The following is a 10,944-nucleotide window of genomic DNA, read 5'->3' on the forward strand; positions in this document are numbered from 1 at the left end:
CTCTGCTATCCTTCGGATACCTTAACAGTATACCACAATTTCCCTAAGGTGTAACTAACAATCCGTAAGCCTGCGGCCTGTTAATCCCCGGGTATAATCCAGCGTTCCCCGTCGAAGTCTTCAAAGCGTTCCGTGGTAACATTCTGCTCATAGTACACGGCAAGTATCCGTTTGATATCCTCCCTGCCGGCACGCTTAACAGAAAAGCCCTGTTCCTTTAATGACTTTTCAATCCGGGACAGGTAGGGAAACACTTCCGATTCCTTTTCCCCTTTCAGCCGGATTAGTATCAGGAATTCCCGGGCGGTAGCCATCTGCACCTGGATCCGGTCCAGATGGGTCAAATCCTTTTCCAGGAGCTTTCTCACCATGGGATTTTGTTCCCGCTCCATCCGGGTGCGCAGGAACTGTTTGTTGTCTTCGAAGCTTTCCCGGCTGTTTAAGCACAGCATCTCAATCTCAGCCACCCCTTTCAGTACGGTCATAAGCGCATAAATCCGTGCCCCCACGTTTTTCTCGGACAGGACGGAAATGTTCGAAGGCTGTACCATTAAATACACCAGTTCACCCTCCCCGTAGGTGATAAGGCTGTAATCCGTTATTGCTTTGGCCCCGATAAGCTGCCTTGTGGAATTTTTTTCCCTGGCCTGTTTTTTCTCTGCTTGTTTCCTCATCCCAACCTCCAATCATACCTCTGCTTTCTGAAAAAGAAACGGCAGGCACAGTTCATAAAATCCAGGATGCTCGTGTCCTCAAAACGGATTGTCAAAAACGCATAAACTGCCGTCAGGAGGATAGGCAGATAAAAACCTGCCTGTGTCAGGGCCAGGATTGAAACCACCGCACACACGCCTGTAATTCCAATATCTTTCAACTGCCACAACCAAAGCGTCGCTTTGGATTTCAGGTTATCCGGATAGATATACATAATACTTATTTCCTCTCACGAAAGATGCCGCAGCTTCTTGCCGTGGCATCCTGGTTCCCTTTTTATATGGTTTCTTCTGTCTCCTGAGGCTCCTTCCTTTGTTCCGTTTCAGATGTCTCTTCCGTATCCCCGGCTTCCTCCATCCCTGACGTTTGCCCAGCTTTTCCAGTTTCCGCTTCTTCCAGTGCCTGTTCAATCAGGCCGATGACGAAATCCTTCTGGCTCAGCCCCGTCTTCTTCAGGTGCTCCTTGATTCTTCCGAATAGTTCTTCCGATACCTGGAATGCCAGCGTCTTTATCTTTCCCTCCATCTCTTTTCCTCCCCTTTCAAAATGTTCTTTTAGTACTTGTTCTACATACTGGCTTAAGGTTAGTTCTTGTTTTTCCTGTTCCTCCCGGACCTTCGTGTGCAGGGTTTTCGGGATCATGGCGCAGAGGTTTTTCTTTTTCTCCATGCTCAGCGCTCTCCTTTCTTCTTCGTTTCCAAGCCAAGTATACCGGCAATGCCAGGGATTAGCTATGACGATACCCAACAAGATCTCAGTGAAAAGGGAAGCATTTGTACTAATATTATATACCCGGTATCTGTATGAATTCAGTGAAGGATTCCAATGTTCCAGCTATACACTTCTAGATTTTTCTTATCCTGCGCACAGGTAGCTCGAAGCTTTCTGCCGTAGCCAGTTCCACCCGCATCCCCAGCGTTATACGGCCTCCGCACAGCCATATTTCATCGCAGGCCTCCAATACACGCAGCCCCATTCGGAGCCCAGCTTCCCGTTCTTCCGGGATGCCATCCGCAAGGATTTGCGGGTAGAGCAGATGTGGGGCCACCGGCGTGGCTCCCTGCCCTATAGCATAGCGGCACGCTGCTTTGGCAAACTGCACATTGGTTTCCACATCCCCCGCATAAGGGGATGCAATGTATACCAGCTTACTTTTCCCCATGTACTCCACCGCCTCCCTTATTTCACTACCGTCTGCACCACAGTCCGTGTCAGGTTGACCGCATTCTGCGCCGCATACACAGCTCCCATCACGTTGGCACGGGTTCCGGTTTCCAGGCCGAACTGTCCCGCAATCCGGGGGATTTCCCCTGCGGATAGCATGAACCCCAGCCCCAGCAGGGCATGATCCTTAAGTACCATCAGCCCGGCCGTCAGTATGGTCGCCTGCAGGAACGTGGTCAGGCACAGCCCAACCACCTGCTTACACCATCCTATAAAGCCATCAATATAACCCCTGGGCACGCTGAACATATATAAACTCCCCACGGCGATCTGGATTAACAGGATCCCGCCCCTTTTCAGGTTGGAAAAGAAAACCTTAATCACCGCATAGCCCATCAGGATCAGGAGGAAAATCATCATACCCGGGTTGTCGATGCTTTGCAGCCCTCCCATAGCCCCGGAGGATGCCGCCTGTTGCCAGGTTCCCGCATCCTGCAGGGAGGTGATAATCTCCGAAGCTGCTGTCCCGATATCTTTGCCCAATCCGGTAATCTCTGCGGTAAAGCTTCCCTGCAAAGAAACACAGAGCTGATACAGTTCTACCGGTACCGTAGTAAACAGGCTGACAGCCAGAAACCCTTTCACCGCATTCAGGGCAGTGTCTCGCATACTGCCCCGTCCGGTCTGGTACTCAATGGCACATTCAAAGGCAGCTACCACAAGGCCTGTTACATACAGCGCCCACGCCAGATAGGAAAAAAACAGCACAAGGGACTGCACCCACCCCATCTCAAATAAATCGGCTCCCATATTCCCCATCTGCATAAAAAAATCACCCAGGAACCCTACCACCTGGGTATAAATCCAGTCAATGATCTGGCCAAGTACCGTATCCGCCACAAAATCCCAAATAAACACCTGTTCCCCACTCCTTTCCTTTTTCCCCATCATCCTTCAAAAGGCAGACAACCAGGGCAAAAAGAAAAACGCCTGTAATTTACACAGCCGTTTTCCCCTTTTCTTCTGTTATATCCTTATGTTTCCTTACACATGCATTTTTATTTCATAGCCTGCCCGATCTGCAGGCCAGACTGCCGCGGCTCCTGAAACATGGCGGCATATCCGTTCACTGCATCAGCAAGTATACGGTAATCCGCACCGGATGGCTGGTAAACATACCATTCCGGCCCGCTTCCGCCTTCCCAAATATGGGGAAGAATCCCCTGGGTAAAGTTTGGGTTATTCCCCTTTTTTATGCCAAGGATATCCCCAAACCACAGAGACACGCTGTCAATGGGACCGTCCTTCCGGTTAATGATGGTGGCTTTGATTCCCTCATATTGAGCGCTGATTCTGTTGGTCACAAACTCTAACCGCAGCCGGACATCCCCATCCAGCCTTGCATAACAGCTTCTTCCCACAAAGGTAGGCTCCTCAAGGTGCAGGCCATGGCGGAGCAACTTTCTCCATTCCGTTTCATAAAATGTCATTGATTTTCCTTTCTTTCTACTATAGTTGAAGATCTAATGTTTCATGGATAGGTCTAAAACCTTATCCTGGCTGCCCTTATACATCACCCCATCTTTGATATAAAACTGATCCGGGCCGTCATGGCTTACTGTATGCAGGATATCCCCGTCATAGTTGTAAGGGAAGTTATCCCCTACGATCTGCCTGATTTCCCATTTGACAGCCTTTCGTGTATGCCAGCTATCCCCTTCCAATTCATACGCGTAATTATCCACCTCGATAAATTGATCCGGCCGGCATTTTTCCGCAAATTCTTTAAAATCCGGCAGGTTAGGGATAAAACGGGAGGTAATACAGCCGCCTGTATAAATCTCATCTTGCAGAAGCTGCCCTTTTTTATTTCGACCGCTCAGCATGATTACAGAAAAAGTAACCGTCATCCCATCCTCCGGCAGAAACAGCTTCTTCCCTTCTTTGTCCCTGTCATCCCTTTTTATCTGTTGTTGGGGAACCAACTCCAGCAAGTTTCCTTCGGCCGCCAGAAGGGTATCCAGACAGCTGACCAACGCCTCCATATGCTCCTGCCAGCCAATCCAGTTCTCCTCCTCGAACCAGCCGCCCCACATTTCCTCATGTTCCGCCTTGCACTTTGCATTTTCTTTTGCATAGCGGAGGGAATCCGAAAGATAATCCCGAAGATATGCCAAGGATTCTTTTGATGCGGTAAAAGATTGGATAGATGCGAATTTTCCATCTTTTTCAGACCATTGCCCTACATAATCCAGGCTTGCGGCATCTTTATTTAGATAAAGGACTATCAGTTCCGCCACCGCCATAAAGCTAGTATGGGATAGTCCCTCAGATGCTTCAGGCGGCCTGTTCCAGCTGCTCTTCTGTAACGTATCTATCACGGTATCCAAATCTAATCTTCCTTCCCACAGCAGCTTTTTGCGGACATAGCTTATAGCATCCAGTCCAGAATCAGACTGCAATGCAGAGATTCCCCAACAGCCCATATCGCTTCCTCCTACGATAGAATGTCTTACTTTTTCTTTTATTGCAAAACAAAAAGCCCCCTGTTAAGGAAGGCTCGTACTTGACAATTATGATATTCAGAGTTTACATAACAGTGGCGGGGTTTCCCCGACAATAAAAAAGTCATGGCAGACTGATGTGTTCCAGCACAGCAGTCCTGCACGAAGGTGAAACCAGCACCCAGCACAACCGTTATAACGGCACCACGACAAGTAAAGTATACTGCTTTTCTTGCGGCGGCACAAGTACCGATTTTTCGCGCTTGCATGGGTAAAGGGTATTGAAATGCCCACGCCTTTGCATGCGCTTTTTGAAGATACGGGAAATTCCCGACCCTAAAAAGGAAAGGTCGGGATTAAATGAACATTTTTAAAACAACGGGCGACATTTTAGGATGCCGCGATGGGGATCTGGCTGAGTCCTCCCTCCACTCTTTTTTTACTTTAGCAAAGCAGGTGCGAATGCAGCTGGGAAAGCGGGGCTACCTGCTGGATAACTACCTCTCCCTCTTCTTTGAGGCGGTGAATAATTCACTTACCACCGATACCTCGGAAGAGGGGATGGGAAGCGCGGAAACGTATCAAGCCTTGTGTGATCAGGTACTCAAAAATACTGACTTACAGGGCGGCTCCCCTTTTGCTGCAAAGTTAGGGGATATCCTGAAAGAACATCCTTTCATTTCTTCTTTCCAGGAATCCGATACACAAAGGGAGCTGCTTTTCGCATTTGCTGCCGATATATTCCTGGATGAGGCGGTCACACAATTTTTCACCGAACAGAAGGACTCCATGTCCAATACACTGGACATCATCAAGCTGGGGGATCTTTACCGGCAGATAGAGGCAATTGTAGGGGAACCTATGGCGGAGACATTAAACCTAAGACTCAAGCAGACATTTTTAATTGCCCCCCTGGCTGCTGTGTTCCGGCAAGCTTTTACCCATAGCTTGCTTTTCAAGCTTACACACAGGGATAGTGAAACCAGCAGACAGGTATTCCAGCTTCTGTTAGATAATTTTGCACCCCCTACTGAGGCAGGCACTTCCTTACCGTAAGTATATTTACGACCATAAATATTTTTGTTAACCAAAGTAAGCAGGCACACCGGATTTTCTTACCGTGTGCCTGTAATCATGACAGTTGGATTAGTAGCAATTCATCTGCCGGGTATTATCAGTAACAGCGATATGTTCCCTTTCCAGCCCCTCGTCTAACTGAAGCAGTTTTTGATTTAATTTTTCCATGCATATGGACATCTGTTGGACCTGGAGAACATCGCTTTGCGAAAAAACATAAATCTCCTGCATTTTAACAAAAGCGGCACTTAACTGAGCATCTTCTAAAACGGCCCGGAATAGTTTAAATTCGGAAAAAGGTTTTTCCGCCAGGTCACTGCCAATCCGCCCAGTCTCTTCCCTGCGTTTATAAGCAAGCATTTCTATCAAATCCCCTGGTGTTGACAAAAGCTCCTGTATCCTTTCCAGCTCCATCATCATTGTCAGGTCATAAAGGTGTTTTGCCGTGTCAATCAGCATCTGGCGCTGGTAGTAAAACTCCGCTGCCAGTATTTTGTCCGCAAAGATCCGTTCTAGCTTAATAGTACGGATAGGAAACGGCATCATTTCATAGCTGGATTCCAGTATGGCACGTTGTTCTATCGTTGCTTCGGTATAAAGCAGGGGCGCTATTTTCAGTGCTTCTGTTGGTTCACTGACGGTAAAAGAGGTCGCTTCCACCTTCACAAATCCAAACCGCTGAAGCGCGTCGAATTCATCAACATTCGTTACGGGATCATATTCATATACGCTGGTAATGCTGCCCCGTTGGTTGCTCTCCCTGCCTTTCTCCGAGGTCCGCCGAAGCCCGCTGTATCCATTGGCTGCTGTTTCCAGCCTTTTTTTACCCTGGCTTTTGGTGCAGTCTTGCGCCTCTACTGTAAGGTCTATATCTTCAGAAAAGCGTTTCATGCAGCCAATCGCTTTATATAAAGCGGTACCCCCCTTAAAGTATGCAGGGAGTGAATCCTGCCGTTCAGCCAGCTCTGAAAGGAGCAGTGTCAGATAGTAATCTTTCTCTATGATATCCATTCGGATACCGGTTCGCCGGCTTATGTCCGAAAGCAGCGCCTCAAACGCCTCCTTATCCTGATGCAGATTCATTTATGCCTCCATTACCTTTCATTAATAAATCGGTCAACTGCAGTACCGTTTTGGCGGGATAGAGCCGGCGCGCAGTAAAAATCAGCTGCAGGGCATCCAGTTGTTGTCTCTTTACAAACTGGCACAGGATCAGCTCTGGCTGCTGAGCATCAATGTGGGCATCCGGCAGATCCCGTACCACATCAATAAACTGGAGATATTTCCAGTTCTCATCCGTCACCCTTTCCTCCGGCTTTCTCAGTTTGATATGGCACCCATCCGGCAACTTCAATCCATAACCGTTGGTAGCAACCTCGATTTCCCGTGGCAGGAGCGTGGTCAGCCCCAGCCGGTTCATCAAGGCAGCCCCTGTCTGATAGCCTATTTTTACGCCGTTTCTGACGGTAAGGTCTTTGACCATTATTTCATCGATATTCGGGGTAACCTTTCCAAAAATACTTTGTTTCACATGACAATATATACCCTTTTGCAGCCGCTCAATTTCCCCTTTGTCCGCCATCCGTTTTAATTTGACATTGGTTGCTGTCCTTGCCTTATCGTAAGGTATGGCAAATTGATCAGCCAGAAGCCGGGCAATGTCATCTGTCCGGATGATTTCCCCATAGGGCAGATTTTTAACTGTACTTGTTATATGCTTTCCGTAGCCTGCCTGTTCCATGTTGCGCCTCCTAAAATGATATTATAATCTATTACTTTTTATCTATTTTTAAGCTAATAATATCATTTTATACAAACAAAGTCAATTTTGTGCTGATTACGCCTCTTTGAATTTATAGGAAGATCCCCTGGCTCATTTCATTCCTCCCATTTGGAAATCGGCCTGTTCCTGGTTATGCTTTTCCAATACCCTTTTTAACCCCTCATCGCCTTTATAGAATACATAACCATGTTCCGTAAATTTTCCTTCTTCCTGTTTCTTCTCAAGATTAGGAATACGGACATATTCAAATTGGTTGAGGTTCTTTACCATTTGTTCCACCTGCCAGGAATGGGCAGGCCGCAGCAAGGAATTAACCGCAGCAAGCTTTTCTAAATGTATAGCATTGAGGGAATGGACCATATTACACATGTGGTTTATGTCATAGATGGTTTCCTGCTTTATATCAAGAAAATTTTCCATCTTTTTCGGGCCCCAGTTTATCTGTTGTATGGTAATGCCGGCAGGATATTCTATTCCGCCCCGTAAAAGTTCCCGCGGTATCCGGCTGTCCACCATAGGCAGAAAAAGTCTGACATCTTTTCCTTCATTGCTGCTTACTTCTACTTGTGCGATACCATCATATAGATATTCAGGTAAACTCCCTCCCTCATATAGCTGTACCAGTTCCATACCATTTTCATAAACCACTCCATAAGGGGTAACCTTGCCAACCTCGTTTACCAACAGGTTTTGTGCTTCCTTCAGGAAATCATGTGTTTCATATTCTTCAACAGAAATCGCTCCCCCATTTTTTATCAGATAATGATTTCTTCCGATATCCTCTATACCGTAAAAATTTCGGATCACTGTTACTTCTTGGCAGCAAAAGGTCAGGTTGATAAAATCCTGGATCTTGGAAATGCCTTTGATAATGGCGGCTCCCTGAAACTGGACATCCTCCGGATCCCAGAAGCTTTCCAGCCGTTTTGCGAGGTAGTCCAGTTCATCTACATTGACATAGCTGGTTTCCAGGCGTTTTAGAATAGGAAAAAAATCGCTGCGAATTTTCTCCACACAGCAATCCTGTTCCACTGCATCGCCAATCTCCAGTGATTTTAAAAGTTCCAACACATGATCATATTCATTTTTAGGAATAGGGAATGGGATGCTGACAACACCATATTCCGGGTGTCTCCCATTTTTGATTGTCGCTTGCAGGTTCATGTTCCACCTCCATTTTTCAAGAAAAGAAAGATATCCATAGGGAAAAAGAGTAGCCTCGTGATAATGGGCTACATACCGATGATTTTCCAGTCAATGCTTGCATAAGGATGGTCGTTTTAATTTTTTTCAAAAAAGCTTGTAGTATAAAAACACATTGCTATACTGGAATTAACGGTACCGTAAAAAATCTAATTTTGAAGGAGATTCTTTATGGAAAACAAATTTGCAGTAAAGCAAATCGGCGTAATCTGTGCCGATTGCAACGGGTTTCGCATAGAGCTTGCACCCGAATACAGAGAGGCGCTCATCGGCTTAGATGGCTTCTCTTACATGAACATTTTTTGGTGGTTTGACCGATGTGATAATGAAACCGACCGAAGTGTTTTGTCGGAAGCAAAGCCATATACAAAAGGGCCTGACACCCTTGGTGCATTTGCTACACGCTCGCCGCAGCGCCCGAATCCCATTGCACTGTCCTGCGCCTATATTACCTCTATTAATGTGGATAATGGTGTAATTGGACTGGCCTATATTGATGCTGATGACCAAAGTCCCGTACTGGACATTAAGCCTTACACGCCAAGTCTTGACCGTGTAGAAGTCCCACAGGTTCCGGCATGGTGCGACCATTGGCCGAATAACGTAGAGTCCAGCGGTGCTTTTGATTGGGAATCTGAATTTAACTTCTAACAAAGAAATACACAGGGCGGTTTATTGCTGCCCTGTGCATCTTTCCTACATTCCCAAAATCGTCCAGTTTATGCTTGCATAAGGACGGTAAGCTAATTTTTATTTCCAAAAATCATTTTTCCCTTGATTGCGCACACAAGGATGGCGAAAAGTCTGACCCGCTGATTCTCTAAAAATCAACGGGGCAGACTTTAATTTCTTTTTATTATATCATTTCACGAGTGATGCTGACACTTTTACGCACATACAGGTTTTCGTCAAGGATTAGATCTGCCGCCAACTTTACAACAGAGGATATGGTCGTAGTATATCCCTTTGCCGCCTGTCCTTTCACGGTGAGTACAAAATCGTTTTCCTCTCCAGCCTGCAAATATCCGGGACGAAGGATGGTGTAATTGAGTGGGCTTGCCTCAATGATTTGAACCGCATCACGATTGGGAACTTGGTCGGGGTTGTTGTCAACATTATCCTTACCGTCCATTGCGTCGGGGATTTCATTATAAATACCGACTGCGCCCATGAAAATCAACCGCTCTGCACCACATTCCGGCATTGTTGTCACAAGATTTTGGGCGACAATCGGGAGTTGCTCTCCTGAAATGGCGCAATAGACAACATCGTGCCCCTTTAGGGCGGTTCTCAAATCAACCTCATTTGTGGCATCTCCGTTGATTGCCGTTACTCGCTTATTTGAAATATCTGCATCCATTGCATGACGTGCAAACAAAGTGATGTGACAGTCTGTGTCATTTAGGAGTTTTTGGGTGATAGCACTACCGGCAGTGCCGGTAGCACCCAATAATAAAACATTTTTCATACAATTCCTCCAAGCTGTTCAATCAAATTTTCTTACCAAGTCATTGCAAATTCTGTTTTCTCCGGATTTTCTGGGTCGCCAATCATTGGCGTGGCGGTGTCCATCGAGCGGAGTTGCTCCATTTCGGAAGCTGATAGCATGAAGTCAAAAATATTGAAATTCTCCTTGATGCGCTCCTCATGAGCAGACTTCGGAATGACAATCACATCATTTTGCATCAGGAAACGCAGAGCGATCTGTGCAGGAGTCTTGCCGTGTACCTTTGCAATCTCTGCCACCGCAGGGTTTTCAAACATCTCGTTTTTATGCCCCTGCCCCAAGGGAGCATAGGCCATGTGCCGGACATGATACTTTTCCATCCACTGGTGCGCTATCTGCCGCTGGCACAGCAGATGGGTTTCAATCTGGTTGACAGCCGGTGTGATTTCGTTGAACTCGATGAGGTCAATCAGGCGGCCCGGGTCAAAGTTGGAAACACCGATGGCACGGATAATGCCCTCATCGTGCAACTTTTCCAACTCTCGCCATGCGGCGTAGTAGTTGCCAAATGGCCAGTGCAGCAGTACAAGGTCAAGGTAATCTGTTTTCAACTTTTTCAGAGAGCTTTCCACGGTTTCTCTGGTGTTTTCGTAAGAGCGGAAGTTGACCTTAGTGACCACAAACAGCTCGTCACGAGACACACCGCATTTTGCAATAGCGCTTCCCACCGCATCTTCATTGCCATAGGCTTCGGCGGTATCAATCAGGCGATAACCATTCTTGATTGCGGTCAGCACAGCGTTTTCGCAGTCCTGGCCACCCATCAAAAATGTGCCAAAGCCCAGCATGGGCATTTCGATACCGTTACTTAATTTTAAGGTATTCATGTTAATCCCTCCATTTGGTTTGATGATTTGCACTTGAGCCGTTTGCTCTTTTGTGCTAAAATCAGCTTAACAAGTTCGAGTAGCTCTAAGTCAAGGACTTTTTTTAGGAGGTCCCCTAAAATGTATTAGTTAATTCTTATTTCACCCTTTAAATTCGTGTTTGAT

The 10,944-nt window shown here is 46.6% G+C and carries 14 protein-coding genes; 2 read left to right on the plus strand and 12 right to left on the minus strand.

Annotated elements, in window-relative coordinates; all coding sequences use genetic code 11:
• Positions 1 to 80: 80 nt before the first annotated feature.
• The 7 genes from DXA36_RS20250 to DXA36_RS20280 form a co-directional block, all read right to left on the minus strand.
• Positions 81 to 674, minus strand: a complete 594-nt coding sequence (locus tag DXA36_RS20250; protein WP_069410247.1) for a hypothetical protein — start codon at positions 672 to 674, stop codon at positions 81 to 83.
• On the minus strand, positions 671 to 928 hold the full coding sequence (locus DXA36_RS20255; RefSeq protein WP_069410246.1) for a hypothetical protein: 258 nt from the start codon (positions 926 to 928) through the stop codon (positions 671 to 673). Before DXA36_RS20255 ends, DXA36_RS20250 begins: the two co-directional genes overlap by 4 nt.
• 62 nt (positions 929 to 990) lie before the next feature.
• Positions 991 to 1,383, minus strand: coding sequence for a 4-oxalocrotonate tautomerase (locus DXA36_RS20260; RefSeq protein ID WP_069410245.1), 393 nt, complete (start codon positions 1,381 to 1,383; stop codon positions 991 to 993).
• A gap of 175 nt (positions 1,384 to 1,558) precedes the next feature.
• A complete protein-coding gene (locus DXA36_RS20265) occupies positions 1,559 to 1,876 on the minus strand; it encodes a DUF7768 domain-containing protein (protein ID WP_069410244.1) in 318 nt (105 codons plus the stop codon).
• Positions 1,877 to 1,893: 17 nt separating this feature from the next.
• Positions 1,894 to 2,796, minus strand: a complete 903-nt coding sequence (locus DXA36_RS20270) for a conjugal transfer protein TrbL family protein (protein ID WP_069410279.1) — start codon at positions 2,794 to 2,796, stop codon at positions 1,894 to 1,896.
• Positions 2,797 to 2,936: 140 nt separating this feature from the next.
• Positions 2,937 to 3,368: a hypothetical protein gene (locus tag DXA36_RS20275; protein ID WP_069410243.1), complete on the minus strand. Its 432-nt coding sequence runs from the start codon at positions 3,366 to 3,368 to the stop codon at positions 2,937 to 2,939.
• A 33-nt stretch (positions 3,369 to 3,401) separates the two neighbouring features.
• Complete coding sequence (locus tag DXA36_RS20280; protein ID WP_069410242.1) at positions 3,402 to 4,364, minus strand: DUF4259 domain-containing protein; 963 nt, start codon at positions 4,362 to 4,364, stop codon at positions 3,402 to 3,404.
• Between the two features lie 378 nt (positions 4,365 to 4,742).
• On the opposite strand from DXA36_RS20280, the gene DXA36_RS20285 reads away from it, so the two are divergent.
• Positions 4,743 to 5,438 carry a hypothetical protein gene (locus tag DXA36_RS20285; protein WP_069410241.1) on the plus strand — a complete coding sequence of 232 codons (696 nt, stop codon included), beginning with the start codon at positions 4,743 to 4,745 and terminating at the stop codon, positions 5,436 to 5,438.
• 90 nt (positions 5,439 to 5,528) lie between these two features.
• Here DXA36_RS20285 and DXA36_RS20290 read toward each other — a convergent pair whose 3' ends face one another.
• The 3 genes from DXA36_RS20290 to DXA36_RS20300 form a co-directional block, all read right to left on the minus strand.
• Positions 5,529 to 6,542 carry a nucleotidyl transferase AbiEii/AbiGii toxin family protein gene (locus tag DXA36_RS20290; RefSeq protein ID WP_069410240.1) on the minus strand — a complete coding sequence of 338 codons (1,014 nt, stop codon included), beginning with the start codon at positions 6,540 to 6,542 and terminating at the stop codon, positions 5,529 to 5,531.
• Complete coding sequence (locus DXA36_RS20295; protein WP_069410239.1) at positions 6,523 to 7,200, minus strand: DUF6088 family protein; 678 nt, start codon at positions 7,198 to 7,200, stop codon at positions 6,523 to 6,525. The genes DXA36_RS20290 and DXA36_RS20295 overlap by 20 nt, the downstream gene beginning before the upstream one ends.
• Positions 7,201 to 7,332: 132 nt before the next feature.
• Complete coding sequence (locus DXA36_RS20300; protein ID WP_069410238.1) at positions 7,333 to 8,406, minus strand: hypothetical protein; 1,074 nt, start codon at positions 8,404 to 8,406, stop codon at positions 7,333 to 7,335.
• A gap of 210 nt (positions 8,407 to 8,616) precedes the next feature.
• On the opposite strand from DXA36_RS20300, the gene DXA36_RS20305 reads away from it, so the two are divergent.
• Entirely contained in the window at positions 8,617 to 9,096 is a 480-nt protein-coding gene (locus DXA36_RS20305) for an SAM-dependent methyltransferase (RefSeq protein ID WP_069410237.1), read from the plus strand.
• A 205-nt stretch (positions 9,097 to 9,301) separates the two neighbouring features.
• On the opposite strand, the gene DXA36_RS20310 is transcribed toward DXA36_RS20305, so the two are convergent.
• Together DXA36_RS20310 and DXA36_RS20315 are read right to left on the minus strand one after the other, a co-directional pair.
• The gene (locus tag DXA36_RS20310; RefSeq protein WP_069410236.1) at positions 9,302 to 9,913 is read right to left on the minus strand and encodes an NAD(P)H-binding protein; all 612 of its coding nucleotides are present in this window, start codon (positions 9,911 to 9,913) and stop codon (positions 9,302 to 9,304) included.
• A gap of 32 nt (positions 9,914 to 9,945) precedes the next feature.
• A complete protein-coding gene (locus tag DXA36_RS20315; protein ID WP_069410235.1) occupies positions 9,946 to 10,779 on the minus strand; it encodes an aldo/keto reductase in 834 nt (277 codons plus the stop codon).
• Positions 10,780 to 10,944 lie beyond the last annotated feature (165 nt).

The sequence above is a fragment of the Eisenbergiella sp. OF01-20 genome (assembly GCF_003478085.1).
GTDB lineage: Bacteria > Bacillota > Clostridia > Lachnospirales > Lachnospiraceae > Eisenbergiella.